The organism is Methanohalobium evestigatum Z-7303 (assembly GCF_000196655.1).
Taxonomy (GTDB): domain Archaea; phylum Halobacteriota; class Methanosarcinia; order Methanosarcinales; family Methanosarcinaceae; genus Methanohalobium; species Methanohalobium evestigatum.
In genome coordinates this window covers 103370-126747 of the sequence record NC_014253.1, presented here as the reverse complement: position 1 = coordinate 126747, position 23378 = coordinate 103370, and the positions used below count along the sequence as shown (strand labels likewise).

Annotated in this window: 30 protein-coding genes; 16 read left to right on the top strand and 14 right to left on the bottom strand. The window is 37.3% G+C overall.

The annotated features are described in order from the left end of the window. Positions 1–2 precede the first annotated feature (2 nt). Positions 3–320 carry a DUF2551 domain-containing protein gene (locus METEV_RS00645; protein WP_013193623.1) on the bottom strand — a complete coding sequence of 106 codons (318 nt, stop codon included), beginning with the start codon at positions 318–320 and terminating at the stop codon, positions 3–5. Positions 321–515: 195 nt separating this feature from the next. After that, positions 516–1856: a proteasome-activating nucleotidase gene (locus tag METEV_RS00640; RefSeq protein WP_013193622.1), complete on the bottom strand. Its 1341-nt coding sequence runs from the start codon at positions 1854–1856 to the stop codon at positions 516–518. 209 nt (positions 1857–2065) lie between these two features. Between METEV_RS00640 and METEV_RS00635 the strand changes: the two genes are divergently transcribed. The 3 genes from METEV_RS00635 (at position 2066) to METEV_RS00625 (ending at position 3977) form a co-directional block, all read left to right on the top strand. Continuing rightward, entirely contained in the window at positions 2066–2575 is a 510-nt protein-coding gene (locus METEV_RS00635) for a multiprotein bridging factor aMBF1 (protein ID WP_013193621.1), read from the top strand. A gap of 86 nt (positions 2576–2661) precedes the next feature. Continuing rightward, a complete protein-coding gene (proC, locus tag METEV_RS00630) occupies positions 2662–3477 on the top strand; it encodes a pyrroline-5-carboxylate reductase (RefSeq protein WP_013193620.1) in 816 nt (271 codons plus the stop codon). A 125-nt stretch (positions 3478–3602) separates the two neighbouring features. Further along, positions 3603–3977 carry a DUF356 domain-containing protein gene (locus tag METEV_RS00625; RefSeq protein ID WP_013193619.1) on the top strand — a complete coding sequence of 125 codons (375 nt, stop codon included), beginning with the start codon at positions 3603–3605 and terminating at the stop codon, positions 3975–3977. Between the two features lie 3 nt (positions 3978–3980). On the opposite strand, the gene METEV_RS00620 is transcribed toward METEV_RS00625, so the two are convergent. Further along, positions 3981–4472 carry a toprim domain-containing protein gene (locus tag METEV_RS00620; RefSeq protein ID WP_013193618.1) on the bottom strand — a complete coding sequence of 164 codons (492 nt, stop codon included), beginning with the start codon at positions 4470–4472 and terminating at the stop codon, positions 3981–3983. Between the two features lie 190 nt (positions 4473–4662). Between METEV_RS00620 and METEV_RS00615 the strand changes: the two genes are divergently transcribed. From METEV_RS00615 to METEV_RS00605, 3 genes are read left to right on the top strand one after another with little or no spacing between them, the layout of a single operon-like run. Next, positions 4663–5244 (top strand): FmdE family protein, encoded by a 582-nt coding sequence (locus METEV_RS00615; RefSeq protein WP_013193617.1) that lies wholly within the window; start codon positions 4663–4665, stop codon positions 5242–5244. Positions 5245–5286: 42 nt separating this feature from the next. Beyond that, positions 5287–5769, top strand: a complete 483-nt coding sequence (gene tsaA, locus METEV_RS00610; RefSeq protein WP_013193616.1) for a tRNA (N6-threonylcarbamoyladenosine(37)-N6)-methyltransferase TrmO — start codon at positions 5287–5289, stop codon at positions 5767–5769. Between the two features lie 49 nt (positions 5770–5818). Continuing rightward, positions 5819–7024, top strand: a complete 1206-nt coding sequence (locus METEV_RS00605) for a class II fructose-bisphosphate aldolase (RefSeq protein WP_013193615.1) — start codon at positions 5819–5821, stop codon at positions 7022–7024. 38 nt (positions 7025–7062) lie between these two features. On the opposite strand, the gene METEV_RS00600 is transcribed toward METEV_RS00605, so the two are convergent. Next, on the bottom strand, positions 7063–7392 hold the full coding sequence (locus METEV_RS00600; protein ID WP_013193614.1) for a DUF167 domain-containing protein: 330 nt from the start codon (positions 7390–7392) through the stop codon (positions 7063–7065). Between the two features lie 282 nt (positions 7393–7674). Between METEV_RS00600 and METEV_RS12795 the strand changes: the two genes are divergently transcribed. The 7 genes from METEV_RS12795 to METEV_RS00570 all read left to right on the top strand — a co-directional run bounded on the left by METEV_RS12795 (position 7675) and on the right by METEV_RS00570 (position 12770). Then, the gene (locus tag METEV_RS12795) at positions 7675–7803 is read left to right on the top strand and encodes a hypothetical protein (RefSeq protein ID WP_269634936.1); all 129 of its coding nucleotides are present in this window, start codon (positions 7675–7677) and stop codon (positions 7801–7803) included. A 470-nt stretch (positions 7804–8273) separates the two neighbouring features. Then, the gene (locus METEV_RS00595; RefSeq protein WP_013193612.1) at positions 8274–9380 is read left to right on the top strand and encodes an amidohydrolase family protein; all 1107 of its coding nucleotides are present in this window, start codon (positions 8274–8276) and stop codon (positions 9378–9380) included. A 13-nt stretch (positions 9381–9393) separates the two neighbouring features. After that, entirely contained in the window at positions 9394–9849 is a 456-nt protein-coding gene (locus METEV_RS00590) for a universal stress protein (RefSeq protein ID WP_013193611.1), read from the top strand. 33 nt (positions 9850–9882) lie between these two features. Continuing rightward, positions 9883–10737, top strand: a complete 855-nt coding sequence (locus METEV_RS00585) for a CBS domain-containing protein (protein ID WP_013193610.1) — start codon at positions 9883–9885, stop codon at positions 10735–10737. 25 nt (positions 10738–10762) lie between these two features. Continuing rightward, complete coding sequence (locus tag METEV_RS00580) at positions 10763–11467, top strand: 2,5-diamino-6-(ribosylamino)-4(3H)-pyrimidinone 5'-phosphate reductase (protein WP_013193609.1); 705 nt, start codon at positions 10763–10765, stop codon at positions 11465–11467. 137 nt (positions 11468–11604) lie between these two features. After that, on the top strand, positions 11605–12099 hold the full coding sequence (locus METEV_RS00575; RefSeq protein ID WP_013193608.1) for a thioredoxin family protein: 495 nt from the start codon (positions 11605–11607) through the stop codon (positions 12097–12099). Positions 12100–12101: 2 nt separating this feature from the next. Further along, the gene (locus METEV_RS00570) at positions 12102–12770 is read left to right on the top strand and encodes a cytochrome c biogenesis CcdA family protein (protein WP_013193607.1); all 669 of its coding nucleotides are present in this window, start codon (positions 12102–12104) and stop codon (positions 12768–12770) included. On the opposite strand, the gene METEV_RS00565 is transcribed toward METEV_RS00570, so the two are convergent. From METEV_RS00565 to cbiT, 7 genes are all read right to left on the bottom strand, one after another. Beyond that, positions 12771–13502, bottom strand: coding sequence for a precorrin-8X methylmutase (locus METEV_RS00565; RefSeq protein ID WP_013193606.1), 732 nt, complete (start codon positions 13500–13502; stop codon positions 12771–12773). Continuing rightward, the gene (gene cobJ, locus METEV_RS00560; RefSeq protein ID WP_013193605.1) at positions 13492–14286 is read right to left on the bottom strand and encodes a precorrin-3B C(17)-methyltransferase; all 795 of its coding nucleotides are present in this window, start codon (positions 14284–14286) and stop codon (positions 13492–13494) included. The genes METEV_RS00565 and cobJ overlap by 11 nt, the downstream gene beginning before the upstream one ends. After that, a complete protein-coding gene (locus METEV_RS00555) occupies positions 14255–14614 on the bottom strand; it encodes a cobalamin biosynthesis protein (RefSeq protein WP_232216868.1) in 360 nt (119 codons plus the stop codon). Before METEV_RS00555 ends, cobJ begins: the two co-directional genes overlap by 32 nt. Next, complete coding sequence (locus METEV_RS00550) at positions 14611–15057, bottom strand: cobalamin biosynthesis protein CbiG (RefSeq protein ID WP_269634946.1); 447 nt, start codon at positions 15055–15057, stop codon at positions 14611–14613. The genes METEV_RS00555 and METEV_RS00550 overlap by 4 nt, the downstream gene beginning before the upstream one ends. 65 nt (positions 15058–15122) lie before the next feature. After that, positions 15123–15854 (bottom strand): precorrin-4 C(11)-methyltransferase, encoded by a 732-nt coding sequence (cobM, locus tag METEV_RS00545; protein WP_013193604.1) that lies wholly within the window; start codon positions 15852–15854, stop codon positions 15123–15125. Continuing rightward, positions 15847–16479 carry a cobalt-factor II C(20)-methyltransferase gene (locus METEV_RS00540; protein ID WP_013193603.1) on the bottom strand — a complete coding sequence of 211 codons (633 nt, stop codon included), beginning with the start codon at positions 16477–16479 and terminating at the stop codon, positions 15847–15849. Before METEV_RS00540 ends, cobM begins: the two co-directional genes overlap by 8 nt. Positions 16480–16505: 26 nt before the next feature. Further along, positions 16506–17072, bottom strand: a complete 567-nt coding sequence (gene cbiT, locus METEV_RS00535) for a precorrin-6Y C5,15-methyltransferase (decarboxylating) subunit CbiT (RefSeq protein ID WP_013193602.1) — start codon at positions 17070–17072, stop codon at positions 16506–16508. Between the two features lie 87 nt (positions 17073–17159). On the opposite strand from cbiT, the gene METEV_RS00530 reads away from it, so the two are divergent. The 3 genes from METEV_RS00530 to METEV_RS00520 are packed head-to-tail and all read left to right on the top strand — an operon-like array spanning position 17160 to position 19854. Then, positions 17160–18653, top strand: a complete 1494-nt coding sequence (locus tag METEV_RS00530) for a cobyric acid synthase (protein WP_013193601.1) — start codon at positions 17160–17162, stop codon at positions 18651–18653. 40 nt (positions 18654–18693) lie between these two features. Then, complete coding sequence (locus METEV_RS00525) at positions 18694–19383, top strand: hypothetical protein (protein WP_013193600.1); 690 nt, start codon at positions 18694–18696, stop codon at positions 19381–19383. A gap of 39 nt (positions 19384–19422) precedes the next feature. After that, positions 19423–19854, top strand: a complete 432-nt coding sequence (locus tag METEV_RS00520) for a hypothetical protein (RefSeq protein WP_013193599.1) — start codon at positions 19423–19425, stop codon at positions 19852–19854. Here the strand turns inward: METEV_RS00520 and METEV_RS00515 are convergent. The 3 genes from METEV_RS00515 to METEV_RS00505 are packed head-to-tail and all read right to left on the bottom strand — an operon-like array spanning position 19851 to position 23225. After that, positions 19851–20606, bottom strand: coding sequence for an anaerobic ribonucleoside-triphosphate reductase activating protein (locus METEV_RS00515; RefSeq protein WP_013193598.1), 756 nt, complete (start codon positions 20604–20606; stop codon positions 19851–19853). The two genes, METEV_RS00520 and METEV_RS00515, sit on opposite strands and share 4 nt — an antisense overlap. Before the next feature lie 14 nt (positions 20607–20620). Further along, complete coding sequence (gene nrdD / locus METEV_RS00510) at positions 20621–22951, bottom strand: anaerobic ribonucleoside-triphosphate reductase (protein ID WP_013193597.1); 2331 nt, start codon at positions 22949–22951, stop codon at positions 20621–20623. Between the two features lie 22 nt (positions 22952–22973). After that, on the bottom strand, positions 22974–23225 hold the full coding sequence (locus METEV_RS00505; RefSeq protein WP_013193596.1) for a glutaredoxin family protein: 252 nt from the start codon (positions 23223–23225) through the stop codon (positions 22974–22976). Positions 23226–23378 lie beyond the last annotated feature (153 nt).

Here is a 23378-nt window from a genome sequence, read left to right as displayed (position 1 = left end):
GATTAACTTACAGTAAATTTTTGTTTAAGAACCATTTTTATTATAAAAGCATATTTATCTTTCAAATAATATACTGTAGGAGACTTGTAGTCCTTTTTATACGACTGGATTATACCCAATTTGGATTGTATATACCCCACCATTGATGCAACAGAATTCCGGGATATATTATATTTGGTTGTTATGATTGAATATAAGTCATCAATAGTTAATTTATTTTTATTTAAAAACACACATAATATATTACTACGAACTCCATCTTCATCCTTTTCGATGAACTTCTGCAATCTATGTTTTATTTTAAGCTGGAGAGAATCCATAAAACAACACCTGACCACTACTATTGGATAATATTACATTAGTTACCTATGATATAAATAACCCTGTGGAAAATAGTTCAGTAGAGTAAATATCACTAATACAGAATCATATAAATAGTTAATTTCAGTTTATACCATAGTCTAATTTATTGGTAAAGTAAAAAAAAGATTATAAAATTAACCAGAGGTTAATATTTAGCCAAACATACCTTCTGGCTGTATTTCAATAGATTCGTTTCCAGAATTCATAACCTTATCTACAGCTTTCAAGAAATCATCCGTTTCTACGGATCCCTTATCATTACGTACAGCAAGCATTCCAGCTTCCATTGCTATAGCACTCAGGTCTGCACCGCTTGCTCCTTCAGTAAGGTTTGCAAGCTTTTTGAAATCTATGTTATCAGAAACAGCCATGTTTCTGGTATGTATCTGCAATATGTTTTCTCTGGATTCAACATCCGGCATCGGTACTGTTATCACCCGGTCGAATCTACCAGGTCTAAGTATTGCCGGATCAAGGACATCAGACCTGTTGGTAGCTGCGATAATTCGGACATCTCCTCTTTCATCGAACCCGTCCATTTCTGCAAGAAGCTGCATCAATGTCCTCTGAACTTCCCTATCCGCTCCATTGGTATCATTCAAACGCTTTGCAGCTATAGCATCAAGTTCATCAATGAATACAATACTCGGTGCTTTTTTGCGTGCCATTTCAAAAACTTCCCGTACAAGTTTTGCACCTTCACCGATATATTTCTGAACAAGTTCAGAACCTACCACTCTGATAAAACTTGCATCGGTTCTGTGCGCAACAGCCTTTGCAAGCAGTGTTTTACCAGTACCTGGTGGTCCTGCAAGCAAAATCCCTTTAGGAGCAGATATTCCTATTCTTGCAAAGGATTCTGGTTTTGTAAGTGGATATTCTACAGATTCAATTATTTCTTTTATCTGTTCATCCAGTCCACCTATCTGGTCATAATCCACCTGTTGGGATTCAATAACTTCCATAGCAGATACCATTGGCTCCTCTGTAGACTGGACTACATCAACAACAGCAAAAGTCTGCTGGTTAAGTGCTACTGTTGTTCCTGGTTCTATTTCTTCATCTTCCAAGTATTTGGACATACTGACCATAAACTGCGGACCGGTGCTGCTTCTTACCATTAATTTACCATTATCGAGTACATCCATTACTGTTCCAATAATTAATGGAGATGATTTCAACCGGTCTATTTCAGCCTGTAATTTGCGAACTTCACGTTCGTATTTGAGCTTTTGATTTTCAACATAACGTTTTTCAGACTCAATTTGATTGTACTGCTCATTGAGACGACTGTTCCGATGCTCAAGTTGTTTCATGCGGTCCAGTAGATATTTGGAAAAGTCCCCCTCGTTATCAGCCAAATATTCATAAGAATTTTCGTTTTCATCAAATCTGTCTTTGTTGATATTGTATTTGTAATTATTCTCATTCATATTTTCTTCAGTAATTTCGTATTTATTTTCATCTATGTCTTCATTAGTAGTCTCGCTCATAAAGCTCTAATTATTATATAAGATTAGACGATATATATCCCTTTCGAATGGTTTCTAATAAATATTCATGACAAATTGTGTTATTGCGAAGGGACATATTTATATTACTCGGTAGAAAATTTAACATTAAGCTCCGATTATTATTTAAGTATATACGTAATATACCCTTTTTTAGTGGATTTTGAGAACGTTTGTAGAGTTGATACGAAATGCAAACAACACAAGTACAATGCGAAATATGTGGTACAGAAATCAAAGGCAAACCTACTAAAGTAAATATTGAAGGAAGCGAACTTGAAGTTTGTTCAATATGTGCACAGTATGGCACAAGTGTTGAGACCAGAACACAAACAAAACAACAAACAAACACCGGCAAAAAATCGGCTACCAAAAAACCCGAGAAAAAACCAGCAACTAAAAAAACCAGGTTTGAAGGTCCAGCATATGATCTGGTAGAAGATTATGACCAGATTATAAGAGACACAAGAGAACGTCTTGAATGGACACTGGAAGAATTGGCTGCCAAAATAAAAGAGAAAGAATCACTTATCAAAAAGATAGAACGTGGAGAGATCACTCCTGAAGATTCTGTACGCAAAAAACTTGAACATACTCTCAATATAAAGCTTACTGAAAAGGTTGAAGATGTCGATACTGGCGAAGATAATAAATCCAAAAATACCACACTTGGAGACATTGTAAAAATAAAACGTGAGTGATTACAGGTTTTCAAAAAGTTTATCAGATTGTTTATCTCTCAATTATTTTAACAAATTTTTTACTTCAAATTTTAAAAGGTATTGATATGGGACTAAAAAATAAAAACATAGGATTAATAGGCACAGGAAAAATGGGGAGTTCCCTCATTCGCGGAATCCTGAAATCAAATATCGTTGACAGCAGTAATGTTTATGCAAGTGATATATACAACCAATCGCTTGAAAATTTACAGAATGAATTGGGGATTAATGTATCCAATGATAATAAACAAACAGTCATGAATTCTGACATAATCATCCTTGCTGTAAAACCTCAAGTAATAAGAAAAGTGATTGCAGGGTTTAAAGATGAAATGACTGAAGATAAACTGGTTATATCGATTGCTGCTGGTGTCCCCATATCAGAAATTGAGGATGAACTAAATTCTGGTTCTAAATTAATAAGGGTCATGCCAAATATTGCTGCAACTGTTGGAGAATCTTCTTCTGCCATATGTCCCGGTGGGAATACAACAAACGAAGATGTTGAAAACGCCCTTGAAATTTTCAAAACTGTCGGAACTGCACGTGTTGTATCTGAATACCTGATGGACGCTTTTACAGGTGTATCTGGAAGCGGACCAGCATATATATTCCCTGTTATTGAAGCAATGGCAGATGGTGCAGTGTATGAAGGACTTGATCGGAAAAACGCGTTGACGTTTGCAGCCCAAACAGTACTTGGTGCTGCCAAGTTAGTTCTTGAAACCGATTCTCATCCTGCAGAACTAAAAGATATGGTCACCTCTCCAGGAGGTACTACTATAAGAGGATTTCATGAACTTGAAGAACATGGCATAAGGTCTGCATTCATGGATGCAGTTATAGAATCATCCAAACGTTCAAGAGAACTGGGTAAATGATTATATATTTTTTACCTGATAATAAATAACATATAAATTCAGGGCAAAGATTATTATAGTGAAAACATATTATAACGATAGTAATAAAACATGTATGAGATATTTTTATTTTGGAAGTGGGGAAAATGAAATCATTTGCAGTAATAAGAGGGGACAACACAGACAAGGTAAAGATTGCCCTTCATGATCTGGAACAATATGGTAAATTCCAGTTTCAGGCTAAACCCAAACAGATAGAACCAGATTATGCAGACCACCTCCTTGTAAGTGTTTTAAGAGTCCCTCTAAAAGCTAGGTGCAAATCTGCTGCACTTGTAGAGTTAGATGACAATGCTGGAGCAGTAATTAGTAGACTAAAAAAAATACACCCACCAGCACATATTGTTATTGTCAGTCCCAGACATGAAGCATATAATGAACTGATAAACAAGTCCAAAAATTATCCAGTTTTTGACAGAGGTTTTAATAACAAACACGAATCTAAACCTATTAACATGTGATTATCATCGATATGAACGGTGATAATAATATTCAAATTCATCTGCAATATCTGCAAAATCAGATGTACTGCCAGTTATACTCCTTAATTTAACCACATATGTATACAGGCTTTCAATATCCTTTATCTCTTTTTTTACCAGTGATTTAAGTTGTTCACGTATCTCTATATCATAATCAGTATCCAGCGTTTGCAGGTATTCTGATAATTTGGACGCAAGAATTTCACCCCTGCGGTCCCAATCGGTTAATATTACTACGCTTTTTCCAGTATAAGCGACATTTTCCGAAAAGTCCAGTAATGATTTGTTGGATACTGTTTCAATATCACCATCAATCCCGAGTTTTTCCAGTGAACATATATCACGTTTGCCTTCTACTACTAAAATATCTCCTTCTTCTGAATGCTGAAAAAGTACATCAAGAATTTGTTCAATTTGCTCCAGATGTTTTCTATATTCAAAAATGGAGTTTTTAAGGTTGTTTTGATTGTGCATATCAATCGTTTGTTAGCCAATGTATATAGAATACTTGAAAATTGAATAAATGTATATACATGTGATTATAGATTCCATAGTTTTTAAATGTTTCAGAAAAATATTATTAATATTTAGTTCATAACAATATTAAAAATCGTAACACTTCACATTTTATTATTAAATTAAAAATAAGAAGAGGAGTTTATATATGAGTTTTGAAAAAGCAGCAGAATTTCACGGCCATCAATGCCCAGGACTTGCAATTGGATATAGAGTAGCCCAAATAGCCCTTGATAAATTCAAAAACCGATCAGAAGATGAAGAACTTGTTGCCATAGTGGAAAACAATTCATGTGCAGTAGATGCAATACAGGCGCTTACAGGATGTACATTTGGTAAAGGGAATTTTGTATTCAAAGATTATGGGAAACATGTGTATACATTCATAAAAAGAGGAGATGAAAAAGGAATAAGGATTTCACTCAAACCCCAAAATGACCCCGCCAGCGAACGTCATCTTGAAATTTTTAAAAAAATACAAAACAATAGAGCAACTGAAGAAGAAATCAGAGAATTTAGAAAAATCCATGAACAAAAAACTGTTAACATACTGGAAGCTCCAGAAAATGAAATTTTCCACGTAGAAAATGTATCTGATAAAGCTCCACAGAAAGCACAGATATTTGAAACTATCATATGTGATGAATGTGGAGAAGGAGTTATGTCATCCAGAACAAAAACCATCAATGAAAAATATGTTTGTATACCATGTTATGAGAAATTATGTTGATATACTAAATTAAATCCTACTGAAATATTGGAGACGAACCAAATGAAATATGAACCAATTGGAGTGATTCATACAGATTTAAAAGAACGTGAGAGGAGCCCCATACAACCAGCAGGTGCCAAAGGGATAAAAGGTTATATAGAAATTTATCCCGAATACGAAAAAGGATTAGAAGACCTCGAAGGATTTTCACATATATATCTTATATATCATTTCCATTTGTCCAATGATTATTCTCTATCTGTTAAGCCATTCATGGACTCCAAAAAACATGGGCTATTCGCAACAAGAGCTCCAAAACGACCTAATCCTATAGGAATTTCTGTAGTTCGTGTTGTAGATGTTGATGAAAACATTGTACATATTAAGGATGTCGATATTGTCGATGGTACACCTCTTTTGGATATCAAACCCTATGTACCAGATATGATTGTGGATGACAAAAAAGATATTAAAATCGGTTGGCTGGAAAACAATATACATAAAGTTAAAACAAAAAAATCCGATAGCAGATTTACAGAATAATTAATAAAGTAAAAAATCAAATTTACACTATATTCATACGAGGTAAATTATGACTGACGAAGATTTTGAACCGATATGCGAAATCTCTGAACAATTCAGAAATTATTGCAATCAAATGCTTGAAAGTGAATATGACCCAAAACCCAGTAAATACATATTCAATATTTTACAGAACCAGAAAACAATTGTTATGGCTGCAAACCCCAGAATAGGTCTGGTTACAAGAGGTATACTGCGAGCAGCCAAGGATGCAGATGCTCCCATAATACTGGAGCTTGCAAGGTCTGAATGCAACCTTGAAAATGGATATACAGGATTATATCCTTCTGATTTTTCAGAACAGTGTTATCAGGCAGCAAAAGATGTAGGGTATGATATATGGGCATTACATGCCGACCATATTGGTATCAAAAAAGGTGATAGAGAAGACATAGAAAAAACAAAAGAACTGGTAAAAGCCCAGATAGATGCAGGATACACATCTTTTGCTATTGACGCATCACACCTGTTCAATTTCCAAGGGGGAGACCTTCGTGAAGAATTGAAAGATAATATAGATGCAACAACTGAGATTGCAAAATTTATAGAAGAACAGATGGACGACAGAGAATACGGACTTGAAGTAGAAGTAGGAGAAATTGGAAGAGAAGATGAGCATGGAAGAGTGCTGACCAATCCGGAAGAAGCTGTCACATTTATCAAAGCACTAAATGAAAATGGAGTTTATCCACAAGTACTGGCGATAGCAAATGGAAGTGCTCATGGAAACACCTATGATTCACAGGGGAGACTCATAGAACAGGTATCAATCGACATACCCCAGACCATAAAAGTGGCACAGGCTCTAAAAGAGAATAACCTAAAAGTTAGGATAGCACAGCACGGAATAACCGGCACACCACGTGAACTTATACATGACCATTTCCCACATGGGGAGATAATAAAAGGAAATGTGGGTACTTTCTACATGAACCTTGTATGGGATGCTTTCAAACTGTTTGAACCCGAACTATATAACGATATCTGGAACTGGACAGTAGAAAACTACAAACAAAAATCACCAGATAAAACAGACAGCGAAATATTTGGCAAATATAGCAAATTCGCAATCAAACAATTCTTTGACAGAATATATTCTGTAAATGAGGATACAAAACGAGCAATCGATGCAATGGCTTATGCAGAAACACTCTATTTCCTGAAATCTTTCAATGCTGAAAGAACAGCCAGTATTGTCAGAGATGGCATAAAATAAATACAGAAATAATTCCAGTTTTTAGCTGGAATTTATTTTTACAAATCATTTAAATCATTTAACCCTGATTTGAGTATTGATACAGCATCATCATAACTTAACCCTTTGACACTAACCGATTTCTGACTGCTTTTTTCGCCACTAGTAATTTTTATACTTGATTTATTAACACCGAAAAATTCTGAAAAGTTTTCAATTAACTGATTATTAGCTTTCCCACTCTCCGCCTTCTGGGTGAGTTTTACTTCTATGCGGTTTCGCCACTGGTTGTAATTATCAGGTACATTAATGGTTTTAGAATTGGGTGTCACAGATATATCAATAACAACTAAATTATCTGATTTTCTTACAGCGTCTTCAAGTGACATATCCACACCAGAAAAAATTGTGAGATTTTATGATAATGCTGTAACCCGACGCACTAACTCCGGAATATCATCCTCTGGATTTTCCGCTGTCAATTCCAGTTACCCCTCGTGACGGGCATTGTCGCATTATCATATTGTCGCGTATTGGGGTTATCTGTACACTCACAGAAAGGCTTTTTTAGCCCTGATCTCATGTAAGGAACTTTACAATACGCAATTACTATTATTGTGTAGAAAAAATATAAACTTAACGTCATAAGCAAATCCCATCAAGATTGCATAATGTTTGATTTTGACAGAGTCAGACCATATCATGAAAGGGGTAAGAACCTGTTCCAGACATATATACAAAGAGATAATACTATATTTGTAGATAACGAGAAAAATTATGAGCGAATTGAAAGATCATAACATCCATCAGAGAGTGGTTTTAACCAAAGCAAGCAGACTCTAAGAGCTTGGGTTTAACCAGTAACTTCAATAATGTATAATCATGTCTGTTTCTGTTAATAAAAAACCAAAAAATATAGAAACTATTTTAACAAACACAAAAAGAGTTTATAATAAAAATGGAATAATTAGTGTAAGTTGCAGGACAGTTAAACCCCACTCGCCAACAACCCCTATACGTCTTTCTCAGGATTTGGTGCTATTTTTATTGTCCCGAAACCCCAATTGTATAGATTATATTGACGAATATAAAATCAATGTTGACGAAATTCTTTTAGATTTATCAGATCTAACTCCCTTTTTCCTCTGGAATAAGTGAATCCAGAACACCAAGATGTAGTTAGATTCCCGATTTTTAATATTAGAATTTATGTTGAACTTGTTCTAACAATTAACTATATTAATTATTATAACCACTCATATATGATTTCATGTCAGGAGAACAGGTAATATCTGGCACCATTCTGGTTGGTGATGAACTTGAACCAGTTGATGGCTATATCTGTGTCAAAGAGGGGGTTATAAAAGAAATAGGGGAAGAAAAACGCGAAACAGACAATATTATCGCTCCCTGTTTTGTAAACTCTCATACCCATATCGGAGATTCGGTATTCAAAGACCCACCACTGGGAAAATACAGAGGGTATAGACTTGAACGAGACCTTGATTTACTGGTTAAACCACCCGATGGTCTCAAACATCAGATTTTACGCAGGACTTCATACAACAAACTCGTGGAGAGTATGAAGTCAAGTATAAAAGATATGATTAACACTGGTACAGGTGCATTCGCAGATTTTAGAGAAAGTGGTGTGACAGGAATACAGGCATTAAAAGAAGCCATAGATGATACAGACATTGACAACATTATTCTTGGGAGACCCACTGATACCGAAGGTCCTGAAAGTAACACTATATCTGAAATAGACAGGATACTAAAAAACGCTGAAGGACTGGGTATCAGCGGTGTTAATGATATGGACATGAAGTTATTGGAAAAAATCAGCGACTATACCAGAAAAAACAGAGGGCTTTTTGCCATTCATGCTGGTGAAAAACAGCGTTCTGATATCTCAGAGGCATTGTCTCTTAAACCTGATTTAATGGTACACTTAACCCATGCAAACCGTCAGGACCTTAAGGAAGTATCCGATGAAAACATACCAGTAGTTGTTTGTCCTCGCTCTAATTTTACAACCGGTGTTGGTATGCCGCCTGTTGCAGATATGCTTGAAGAGGAAATTAATGTAGCTGTTGGTACTGATAATGTCATGCTAAATTCTGTAAATATGTTTGCAGAAATGGAAACGTTATCAAAATTGTTTGGAATAGAAGACAGACAAGTATTTAAAATGTGCACTCTTAAGGGAGCAACAGCTTTGGGACTTGAAAAAAACGGTTCAATTCAGGAAGGAAACTTTGCAAGTCTCATGGTCCTTAACGGCAAATCCAATAATCTATCAAACATTAACAATCCAATTAGCGGAATTGTCAGACGTGGGAGACCTGACGATATACTATCAATAATCCGTGCATAAAGGAGAACAATATATGAATAGTGATTTATACAAAAAAATATTGATTGCTACCGATGGTTCAGAACAAAATCAAAAAGCGATTGAATACGGAGTTGACCTTGCAAAAATCAGCAATGCAAAGGTTTACCCTGTCTATGTAGTTGATACTGCTGCATTTTCCTCCATCCCTATGGATTCAGGCTGGGAAATGATGTATGACCTTATAAAAAAGGAAGGCAGAGAAGCAACCGATCAAGTAGTTAAATTGGCGGAAGAAGCGGGACTTGAAAGTGAACCTACTGTCCTTGAAGGTCATCCAAGTCATGAAATAATCGATTTTGCCAAAAACAATGATATAGATGTTATAGTAATGGGAACACTGGGTAAAAGCGGTCTGGATAAGTTTTTACTTGGTAGTGTTGCAGAAAAAGTTATACGTAATTCTCCTGCACCTGTGCTGGTAGTAAGAGGAGAAGAAAAGAAAGAATAAATAATTAAATAAAACGGAGGTTTCGAGGAAACGATGCCAAAAAATACCAAAATAAGAGACATAATGATTAAAGATGTTGCATATGCAACAATTCCCGGTTCACGGGAAGAAGTTCTTGAAATATTAAAAGATAAACAGGTTTCCGGGGTGCCTGTTATCAAAGAAAATAAAGTAGTGGGGATTGTCAGCCGCAATAATTTGCTCAAATATCCTGAAGAGGAACAGCTTGCACTTCTTATGACAAGAGACCCTGTTACTATTTCACCTGATGTTGATATTACAGTAGCTGCAAGACTACTCCTTGACCATGACGTTCGCAGGTTACCTGTTGTAGATGGAGATCAGCTTGTAGGACTTGTAACCATTGCAGATGTGGTTGGAAGCATGGCTGACCTTAATATAACTGACCAGATTGATATGTATCTTAATGGCGGACTTGTTCCTGTATGGGATGAAACCCCGCTACCTGTTGTGGCAAAAATTATGGAATTTTCAAATGTGAATGTATCTCCAGTACTTGACAAAAGTCTCGGTTTTGTGGGATTGATTTCTGATAGAGATATTATAAGCGCCAGTATTATTGAGGATTCAGTTGAAGTATCGGACATGTCAGCAACTGCAGAAGATGAAGATGAATGGACATGGGAATCAATAAGAGATACTATGAGTATCTACTATAGTGTTTCAAGAATAAAAGCACCAAATGTAGCTACCAGTGAGATAATGGTTACTGATTTAATCACAGCCACTCCGATGTCTGGGGTAAGTGAATGCGCACTATCCATGAAACGTCATGACATCGACCAGATACCTGTTATCAATGGTAACGGTGACTTACTGGGACTTCTCAGAGACCGTGACCTCTTAAAAGCGTTACTGGAACACTAATCATTAATTTAGTAGTTGACCAGTTATGAATGAAAAACAAACCAATACCATTAATAGACCCTTTATTTTTCTAAATGCTGCTGTATCGGCAGACGGAAAAATATCCACAAAAGAACGCAAGCAGGTCAAGATATCAGGAGACAATGACTTTGAACGTGTTGATGAACTTAAAAAGGAATCTGATGGAGTAATGGTAGGTATCGGAACGGTGCTTGCTGATGACCCGAGCCTTACCATAAAATCCGAAAATCGAAAAAAATACCGAAAGAATAATGGTCTTGATGAAAACCCTGCACGGATAGTTGTAGACAGCAATGGCAGAACACCTATAGATGCTGATATTTTTAAAAAAGGCGAAGGAAAACGAGTAATTGCTGTCTCAAAATGTGCACCAGAGAAGAAGATAAAAACACTAAAAGAAAAAGCAGATATTATTGTTGCCGGTAATGATAAAGTAGACCTTAAAATACTGGTTGAAAAATTAAAAGATATGGGAATTGAAAAATTAATGGTTGAAGGGGGATCCAACTTAAACTGGAGCCTTTTATCCCTGAAACTTGTAGATGAAATTCATGCTTTTATAGGTAATATCATTATAGGTGGGTCTACCGCACCAAGCCTTGTTGGTGGTTCAGGGTTTCCAGAAACAGATATGCTTAAATTAAAACTTGTAGATTTTGAGCAGATGGATGATGGTCTATTGGTTAGATGGCAAGTTGAAAAACAGTAAAAAATCTGAATGCTTTTAATTTTTCAACTTAAATTGAATATGGATAAATATTTTGTTTGGTTTTGTCAAATACGCACAAAAAATTTAAACCAGCAGAATAATAAATCAAATAAAAGCACATACTTAGTGGTGGGTATATGAAAAAACTCGTATTATTCACAATTTTATCAATATTTATACTATCTACAATCGGTTGTATAGAAAGTGATACTGGTGCTGAAAATAACAATAATGGTTATACATCCGGTGGTTCAGATAGAGTTACCAGCATCCAGCAGATAAACAATACAGTTGAAAACAAGTCAGTTTTGATTGAATTTGGTGCTGAATGGTGCTCTGCATGTGACAGACAAAGACCGATTATTGAAGATATCGCAAATGAATACAAGGATAAAGCAGAGGTCATGTACGTAAATGTGGATATGACACCAGATATTGCCAAAAGATTCAATATTCGTTCGATACCTGATTCTGTTGTCGTTGTTGATATCAACAGCGGTGGAGAATATGTATACATGACAGAAAACGGTGATACAACCATCCAGCGCGAAAAAGCCAGATTTTTAGGTGTCACTCAAAAACAAAGACTTGTAAAAACACTTGAATATGCAATTGAAAACAGAACCGGTTAAATATGGATTTTATAACATCTGCCTCAACAGCCGGTCCCGCTGCAGCGTTTGTTGCAGGGATTGCCAGTATCATTTCACCGTGTGTTCTACCTTTATTACCTGCAATACTTGCATATTCCAGTAACAATGGAAAATACAGACCAATTGCCATTATACTGGGATTATCGATATCCTTTACCTTAATGGGAATAATAACATCGGCTTTCAGTGCTGGTTTTCAGGCATATAGGGATTATATTTACCTTGTTGCTGAAATAGTCATTATAGGGCTAGGACTGGTGATGTTGCTTGAGTTTAACATATTCAATAATGCATTACTGGATAAATTCTCCAGTAAACGTTTAAACAATAACGGATTATTGGGTGGACTGGTTCTGGGCATATCTCTTGGGATTATATGGATTCCATGTGTAGGACCTATACTTGGAGCAATTCTTACTATGGTTGCTGTAGGTAGCAATATCATTCAGGGTGGATTTTTACTTTTTATATATTCGATGGGATTTGCAGTTCCGATGCTGATAATAGCCTACTCTGCAAACATAACAACATCAAAACTTGGTAAAATTTCAAAATATGGAATTTATGTGAAAAAAGCAGCTGGTATAGTGCTGATATCAATCGGACTCTGGATGATTTACACCAATCATATTTCAACCTATATGCTGTGATTATTCACATTCCTGTTTTTCGTGTGCAATAGAAACAAGTTCATTAACACACGCTACTGCAATTGGAGTTCCACCTCTTGTACCTTCACAGGTAATTGATGGTACATCCATATTCCGAACCATTTCCTTTGATTCGGCTGAATTTACAAATCCTACAGGTGTACCCACTACAAGTGCAGGACGTACACCATGTTCTATTAGCCGGCAAACTGTTATCGCGGCAGAAGGTGCATTCCCGATTGCTATTATAGCCCCCTCAATTTCGTCCTTACATTTCAGGAAACCTGCTGCAGTCCTTGTAATGCCATATTTATGAGCAATTTCTGCATTTTCATCCCTATCAAGAACACATATCACATCACAGTTGTGTCCTTTTGTAGTGATGCCTGCCTTAACCATCCTGATATCTACAAATATAGGAGAGCCTTTTTTAATGGCATCAACTCCCGAGTTAATGGGGTCGTTTTTAAACTTCATGATTTCTGCAACTGATGGGTCTCCAGTGGATATTACACATCTTTGACGTATCCGGTCTTCAGGTGTTTCATCTCCAACTATTTTACGTGCAATGTTGCGGCTTGTCATGTAGATGGCTTTTGCTTCTTTAGTTTGTGCACCACTATCATTACAGATTTCTACAAGTTCAGGGTCAATATCGGTAGTGAATTCCACAAACTCATCCAGATTGTCGTCCCCTGAATCCTCTTGTGAGTTTTTGCTTTTAGTATTCATATTTTCTGTGATACCCCCTTGGAGTTATTATTCTATCCGAACCGCTTTGGCTCCAGATACGTGATTCACTGTTGCCAACAAGTACAGTGGTACGCATGTCCACCCAGTCTTCATAATCCAATACATTATCAAGTGTTGTTACAATATAATCCTGTTTTTCATCACGAAGTGCATTTTTGACAAGCCCCACAGGTACAGAACCATCTCTATATTGTTTGATTATTTCTATAGCTCGTGCAAAATTAGAGTTCCGTTTTCTGCTTTTGGGATTATATAAAGATATAACAAAATCCGTTGATGCTGCTGAATCGAGACGTTTTTCTATCATATCCCATGGGGTAAGCAAATCACTAAGACTTATAACAGCAAAATCATTTACAATCGGTGAACCAAGAATACTTGCAGATGCAGTTATGGCAGTTACCCCAGGTACTATTTCAACCTCTACATCCTGTTTGGCATTTTCTGCAACCTCAAGAACCAGACCTGCCATTCCATAAATATTGGCATCTCCACCACTTACCATAGATACAACTGAACTTTGGGCAAGTTCAACTGCCCTGCTGGCACGGTCTACTTCTTTACCCATAGAGCTACGTATTATTTCCTGACCGTTCAACAAACTTTCAATCTGGTCAAGGTAAGTACCGTTGCCTATAACATAGTCCGAATTTTGAATTACATCTCTGGCATGTATTGTTAAATATTCTACTGAACCCGGACCAATCCCTACTACATAGAGCTTACCATGTTTATTCTGCGATTGCGATTGTGACTCTGCCATATTTTCTCTTCCTTAACAACAATTCCTTTTTTTCCGAAAGCGCTATTGCAGATGGTTCTGCAACTCCATCAAGCCCAAATCGGCTTGCCTGTGATTTTGTAGGTGATTTGTGTTGATTGAGTATATCATGAGGTATAAATTGAATTTTTATATCCATTATATTCGCAGCATCCAGTAGACCGGTTTCGTTTTCTTTCATTTTAGCGGATGCCATGAATGATATATCATCCAGATTATAACCTGACTCATTCAATGCTTTTGAAACAGCATCAATTACTTCCTGGGTTGTTACATCCTTTCGAGTTCCGATTCCAATTACCAGTGTCAATTGTCATCCTGCCTTTTCCTTTTAAGTACAGAAACATCATCATCAACCTTTACTATCTTGGGACCTCTAAGTTCCAGGACTTCCACATCCTGCTCGAGTAGTGCACAGTTAACTGTCTTGGTGGAGTCTTTATTCACTATATCGCATCCCATAGATGATGCAATTCCTTCCACTGAATTTTTCTGGTGCACTTCTGTGGCGGTAGTAATTACAGGAACCGCCCCAAGATAAGCAATCCTGCGTGCCGTGTCATTGGCACCATGATGTCCACCAAGTAAAGGTATGGCAAATGATAGATTTGAATCCACTACCACTACAGCCGGGTCAGTCCATTTATCCTTTAACAAAGGCGCAATATCTCTTACAACAATACCTGTTGCAAACACTGCTACAATTATATCATATTCTTCAAACGCTTTTTTAAAAACGTCTTTGTCATATATAAGTACATCTGCGTTTAAATGATCAGCTATACGCTGTGCAATTTCAAGATTTCTCTGGAAAGTTATTACAGCGGTTCCTGTGGTACTCCGTATAGATACGACCTCCTGAATTCGATGGGGTCTACTACTCCGCCAATGATAATCATCGCAGACCTTTTAACACCCGCATCTTTTACTTTCTGTGATATATCTGATACAGTTCCTTTGATAACTTTCTCATCATCCCATGATGCATGATATATAACAGCTACAGGTGTATCTGAAGGATAATCCACCTTTTCCATTATCTGGTCGATTTTTTGAGTTCCGAGGAAAATTGCCATGGTTTCATGATGTTTGGATAATTCATTGATTTTATCTTCATCAAGTGTTTTACCTGCAGGTCGGGTAATAATCAAACTATCAGACACCCCGTTTAGGGTCATCTGGGTCTTAAGCGATGATGCAGATGCAAAAACTGACGAAACACCCGGTACAATTTCCACATCTATATCGTGTTTTTTCAGTTCATCCATTTGTTCCAATATCGACCCGTAAAGGGAAGGGTCACCACTATGCAGGCGAACTACCATTTTATCGGATTTAACATCATCAACTATCTTAGAGGTGATTTCATCAAGGGTCATCCCGTAACTGTCCATCATTTCACCATTTGAATAGTCAAGGATTTCAGGATTTACAAGCGAACCTGCATATATTACTGTATCCGCATTTTCAAGGAGTTCTTTGCCCTTGACTGTGATTAATTTTGCATCACCGGGACCTGAACCCACAAAATATACCTTATTATCATTCATTATTATTCACCTGATTGGATTTTCTACCGTACATGATACTAAAATAGTTCCCTTTCTCGGGAATTTTATCTACATCCTTGATGACAACCTCATTGTCCATAAAAAGACGCTGTGCAAAAGCAAAATCATTAAACCCTTCTTTTCGCATTTCTCCCATTATCTCTCTGGGTTTTTTTGCCTTCAGAACAACCTTTGAATCAATATCAGAACCATCATTCACTTCAAAAGAAGAATAAACAGGTGTTCTGGTTCTGGATGCAAACGCTGTGATGGAACTTATACCGGGTATTGTATCAGTTTCCACTTCCGGATAGAGTCTGTTCAAAACACGTTCAAGGTGTGAAAAAGTTGAGAAAAAATTCGGGTCGCCGATTAACCCAAAAGATACCAGATCATCCCTTGCATCTTCTGCAACAATCTCTGCATTTTGTTTCCAGACGTCATTTAAAACATCGTAATCCTTGAGCATGGGAAATTCAAGTATTTCAGGGTCTGCATACGGTTCTACCAGTTCTGCAGCAAGTCTGCCCGGTACATAGACCTTGGAACTCTTTTTCAAGGTATTTACTGCTTTTAATGTCAGAAGTTCTGGGTCTCCAGGTCCTAATCCTACTCCTATTAGCATTGTAATCTCTCTGGGAATTTCGTTTATTATTGATTTAGTCTGGATTGTGATTTACCCACTATTATATAAACAGGATTGTCAGGTTTAAACATGGTTTCACCTGCAATAGGTGTCCCGTGTGAAACCGACAGATGCAGCACTTCATCAAATATATCCATATTACGCATTTTCTGCATGGCTTTGACAACGGTTTCCATCCGCACTGCGTTTATTACAAGGTTATTTACACCTTTGTCTACAAGTATTTCAAGCACCTGATTGATGTTTTTTGTGCCTCCTATAAAAGCACAATCTATTGAATCAATATCTGCATTCTCGGTTAAAACCTTAGAAGATTCACCATGAATCAGGTTTACATCCTGTAACTGATACGTTTCAAAATTTTGGGCTGCGGTATCAATTGCTTCAGAACGTGAATCAATTGCATAAATTTTAAGTCCCTGTCTCATTTTAGATGCCTCTATAGATACAGCACCTGTACCACAGCCCAAATCTACAAATGTATCCCCGTCATGCAAATCGAGTTTGGATAACGATACAGAGATAACTTCCGGTTTTGTTGGACCACCACTGATATACAGTAAATTAGACAATATTTCACCTGGTTAAAGTTAAATAAACTCGAATCTACTAAATATAACTTGTTACACATAAAGTTTATTACTTGAAGGTAGTGATGAATGAAATCAAAAACTAATGGCGATACAAAAAGCTTGCTTATACTGGGAACTGCGTCACATGTAGGTAAAAGTGCTATAGTAACCGCGTTATGTAATGTATTTTCCAGAAATTATAGAGTAGCACCTTTTAAAGCCCAGAACATGAGTCTGAATTCATGGATTACAAAGGACGGTAAAGAAATTGGTATTGCACAGGCAATACAAGCTAAAGCTGCAGGAGTTGAACCTACTGCAGACATGAACCCCATCCTGCTCAAACCCAAGGGTGATCGACAATCTCAGGTTATAATTCTTGGGGAACCGTATGCTGATAAAACCGCAGGAGAATATTACGATTCTATTGAAGATACTCATGAAATATTAAAAGGATCTCTGGATAGATTAAGTGATGAATATGAAATCATAGTAATGGAGGGTGCTGGTGGTGCTGCTGAAATCAACCTTTATGAGAGGGATGTTGTCAATATCGGCACTGCAAGGGCTACAAATGCACCAATTATACTTGTAGGAGATATTGAACGCGGTGGTGTGTTTGCAAGTCTTTACGGCACTATTGAACTACTTCCAGAAGATGTCCGCAAAAGAGTATCAGGTTTTATTATAAACAAATTCAGAGGTGATCCGGAAATCCTTAACCCCGGTCTTGAGGAACTGGAAAAACGAACAGGCATACCTGTTCTTGGAGTGTTGCCGTTTTCAAGTATTAACATTCCGTCTGAAGATTCAGTATCCATCAATGACAAATCAAATAACAATGATAGCAGCAATGATGTAGAAATTGCAATTATAAGACTTCCAAGGATTTCAAACTTTACCGATTTTGAGCCGCTGGAGAAGCTTGCAAAGGTAAATTATGTAGATTTAGAAGACAACCTTGGCAATCCCGATGCTGTTATCATACCCGGTACTAAAAACACCATCAGTGATTTTGTAGACCTTAGAGAAAGCGGGATGTATGACCAGATTAAAAAACTACACGGAAAAATACCAATTATTGGAATATGCGGCGGATACCAGATGCTTGGAACAAAAATCCATGATTCCGGTGTCGAAGGTGAACAAAAAGCAGAGTACGAGGGTCTGGGATTACTGGATATTGAAACCATATTTGATGCCTACAAAAAGACAACTGTGCAGACTACAAAAACCATAACATGTGGCGGACCACTGCTGGAACCCATCAAAGGAGAGAAAATATCAGGATATGAAATCCATATGGGTGATACAACATCACAAAATTTTGTTTTTGATGATGATGGATGCATGGACGATACGGGACTTGTATTTGGAACTTACTTGCATGGTTTATTTGAAAATGAAAATATCAGGAACTCGTTTGTCAGATATCTCTGTGAGAAAAAAGGGCTGGAATTTAAGCCACAAAAAATTATATCACAACAAGAAGCCTATAATATGCTGGGAGATATGGTCTCTGACGGACTGGACATGGAAAAATTATACGACATTCTGGGTATAGGGTCTGGTAAGGTTTAAGCAAAGATATTAATATAAAACAAAACCAATCGGGATTACAATGACTGAGGATTCAGATAATAAAAATAACACAGATTCAAACAACGAGAATATGTACAAAAACGTTAATACCAGTGACCTTTGCAATTTCGGCAATGGACTTGATACTATAGCATCACCTTTTACAGGTTTAATAGCAGGTATCGAATATACACCACATAAAGCACAGGGATTACAGAGCCCTTCAGAAATGTGGATAGATAAAAACAACCTCTACGATAACATTGGATATAGTAATCCTAATGAAAATGAAGATACTGACAAAACTGGTGAGTGCAACAAATTAAACGGACTTTTTACTATAGGTAGAGGACTTGAAACACTTGAATCTCCTGTTACAGGTATTGTAACCGGTTTTGATGACATCCATGCTCAAGGGCTTCATAGTGCATCTGATATGAGGCTCGATAGTGATGGTGTCACCAATGTAACAGAACAAAATCCATATATTAACCAAAAACACCCAGAACATAGCGAGACCAAAAATAATGATTTAAAGGACAGAGATATTAACCAGTTTGATTCTCTTGGTTCTCAGGAGAATATCACATCCAATACCATAGACCGTGTGCAACATAAATCCTCTGGGTTGCAGAGTCCATCAGAGATGTGGATTGACAAAAGCAAACTGTTATCTGACGGCATAAAACATGACAAAATAACAGAAAAATATCTTGAAAATCTGGATTGATTTTCATTTTTCAAAATTTAGACAAGGGAGTGGGATTATATGACTGAACTTGAACAGGAAAAATTCTGGAATTATGATAATTTTGTAGTAATCACCGATAAAACCAAACCGGCAATGAAATTAACCATAAAAGAACTTGGCAACCGGAACAAAAATATCAATGTGGTTGATTTGTCTGATAAACCCGACCCTGATACATTAAAAAATATTTCAGATATTCCTGATGGCATGGAAAACGCAGTCATAGGCACGACAAAATACAATCCGGCTGATTTTATCAATACTTTACAAGACAAAGGTGTCAAAAGGGTATGGGTCCACTGGAGAACCAGTACTCCAGAACTTGATGAGGCATCCAGAAAATCGGAAATGGAATTTATAACAGATAAATGCCCGATGATGTATATGGGGAGCCCTTTCAGCATCCATGGATTACATAGAAGTATAGCAAAACTTACCGGTAAATATTAACAAACTTTCTCATATCCTAAATCAGTGTTTATACGTACATCATTCAAATAATTACAGGCATATTCAGAAAGACCCAGGATTTCCTCTCTTTCCAGCGGTTTTATTCCATGTAAATCCGAATCCTTTGAATGCTCAGGAATTCCTCTCTGGATAACATAGGGTACATCTTTAGATAGATGTTTGGATATCCATCCAGATATTTTTGTTATGTCATCGGAATTACCTATAAAATCACGAACCACAGTGGTCCGAAGTTCAAATTCAACCCCATTTTCATATAATATTTTTAAAGATTCAGCCACTCTGTTTACAGGCTCTGGATAATCTGAACTATTATAACCCGATATTTTTCTGTATAAATCCACATTATCAAGGGGAGCTTTTAAATCAACAAAAAATTTATCAACTTTTCCCTCACAAATAATTTCTTTTATACGTTCCGGATAAAAACCATTTGTGTTGATTCCTACAAGTAGATTATTCTGCTTAGCAAAACCAACCAAATGTTTCAGAGCGTCGGGTTGCATGAATGGTTCCCCTCCTGTAAACACTACATTGTCTACAAAAATTTTGGACTTGTTGATTTGTGATTCGATTTCACTGATATCAACAAAATTTGAACCTGTTAACAGTTCGTAGTTATGGCAGTATGGACACCTGAACGGACATCCTCTAAAAGATATAACGATTGACACCTTCCCGTGCCAATCGATAGTCGATATAGGTACTGTTGCTCCGTGATTAAACTGCATGTTAACACTCGATTTTATAACATATCTACTGAAGCGTAGCGTTTACGGTCTTCAAGCTCCTGTTTTTTGGCTTCGTTCCATCCTCCTACAGCCTGTATGTAGCCTGTAACCCTTGACAGGAACTCTACGTTATCTGAACCGCAATTTGGACAGTTATCTTTGAGTCCGTCTGCAACATGGAAGTCATCCATGCATACGGTCATATCCTTTGTAAACGCAAAGTATCCAGTTTGGGTGTTTTTCGCAATGTTTAGTGCAAACTGCTTCAACCCTTTAGGGTCCGGATGTGCCTCACCCATCCAGATATGCATTATATTACCCCCGTCAACAATAGGGAAGAACGTATGTTCGTAGTTTATCCTGTCAATGATGGATATATCTGCACTGGGTGGTATATGTGTACCGTTTGTATAGTAAACCGGAAGGTCATGGTCTTTGCTGAGTTTCTGTTTGGCTGATTCAACATCACCTTTGATGACCTGTTCTGCTTTACTGGCAAAGTCTTTCTGCAAAAGGTCAGCCACTGCAAACCTTTGACCTGTGGTCTCTGCAGGGGTCCTTGCAAGTGCTATTTGCATACCGTATTTGTTACTTAGGTCTTTTGCATACATCTCAAGTTCAGTCATCACACGAACTGCAAGCCTGAAAGCTTCTTTTGATTCATGTAATTGATTACCTGTATAATACTGAACCATTTCATTGATTCCGATAATACCGATGGTATATACCAGACTGTCAGTATCAACAAGTATTGAACCTTTTTCACCTGTTATCGGGTCTTTGGGTCTTTGGGATGCAAAAGGCATTCTGTTGTTGTCTATTATATAATCCATCCACTGCTTTTTGGCAAGGAAAACCTCTACACTTCTGTTCATCAGACGTTTCAGGTCGCTTATGAGTGCATCATAATCACCGTTTGCCCTGTATGCAGACCTTGGACAGTTAAGGGTCAATACCTGCCATGCGCCCATCGAGAAATGTTTACCTTCTTTGAAATACAGTTTATCTTCAAAATCCGCATCGTTGTCCTCATCAGCCGAGAATTGATAAGCACAGCATTGGTAGCAAGATATTCCTTTACCTGCACCTCTGTATGGAGGGAGTTGGTTATCAAAATACGGCGTACCGAATTTGGCTGCCAATTCAAATGAGAGGTCGTATAAATCCTCATATGTCGGGAGTTCAGGGTGTTGTTTATTGAATTCTTCATCTTCTTCCATGAACTGCGGCTCTATCGAAATTTCTGGTTTCGGGAAGTTGAAGGGTTTGCCCCAGTAATCACCATCTAACATTACCTCCATGAGTGCTTTGAATGTGAGCCTTACTTCTCTCTCGAATTCACCGTATGTTCGATGTTCTGCGTAGTATCCGTCATGCACTGTTCCGTGTGATACGACAGGTTTGTCTACCCAAAGTTCCGGTACACCGGGTGATAATTGTACAGATGAGAACACGAGCTGTCCACCACGTGCAACCATCATCTGCGTCATCTCATAGACAAACATCTGCATGAGCTGTTTGATTTCATTGTAATCCTTGTTTTCCATGTATGGTGCAAGGAAAGTGAGGAAATTATAGAATCCCTGACCACCAGCAAAATTCGTCTGAGCACTTCCAAGCGCTTTAACTGCGTGCAAAACTGCAACTTCTGCATTTTTGGCAGGACCTGCAACGCTTGCTTTAGTACCTGAACCGTCGGGCATCAATCCGTAGTAGAAGAAATAACGCAAATCATGGTCCTGGCAGAAAGGTCTTGTTCCAAAGTATTCAAGATCATGGATATGAAGGTCTCCGTTGAGATGGAGGTCTGCCAGTTTTGGTGGAAGCATCAGAGTATACTGTTCTTTGGATATTTTATCGGCTTTCTTTTTATGGGAGGTTTCAGCGTTATCCTGCAGGTTTGCGTTATCATTGGCTTCAAATCCTGCACCGGTATCAATTTCAAACGCGTCATAAACTGGTGTACCCACTCTGGTACAAATATTTCTCCATTCAACATGACCTTTTTCGATGAGTAAGGTATTCACGATTTCACGGATAAGAGGTCCTGATAAAAACTGAATATTCATGCTTCTAATTCTATCTTCAGCAAGGTCTGCGATTTCTTTTGCATCTTCATAAGATACCTGAGAGATATTGAAGAATTTCTCAGCCAGTTTAGTTTCTTTTGTCAATTGTTTAATAATTACATTTTTGTCCCAATCAACCATGTACCCCTCGGTAGTTCTTACCTTGGGCATTTCCGGGACTATATCCCCGTCAAGTGTTTGCTGTACACCCTGTTGTTGTCCCCGGGAAAATGATTCAGAATCTTCCGTTTTTGATTTTAGTTTATATGCCTCCATCGTAAAATCCTCCCATCTAATTTTATAATATATCACTTATTGCGTTACTGTCTACCTCTCCCCCATCGAACAATTCATCATTTGTGAGGAATTTATCATCGATTTGCAGAATTGGAGCAGTAACATCGAATACTCCATTAACTCTTAACTCTGTCAGGGCTTCGGGAGTGGACATATCCGCTTCTTTGAAAGATATATTATTGGACTTTAATAGTTTTTTCAACTGCTCGCATTTGGGGCAGGTCTCTGTTGTGTAAATAATAATTTCAGACAAATATACACACCCTTTAATATAATTTTGTTTTTATATACTGATATTTTGCGGCACCGAATGGTGGTTTCGAAATGCTCAAAACATATGGTCAATAGGTCTTATACTCGAATTAAAGACATTTATTCGTAGTAAATAATAGAACGAATTACAGTT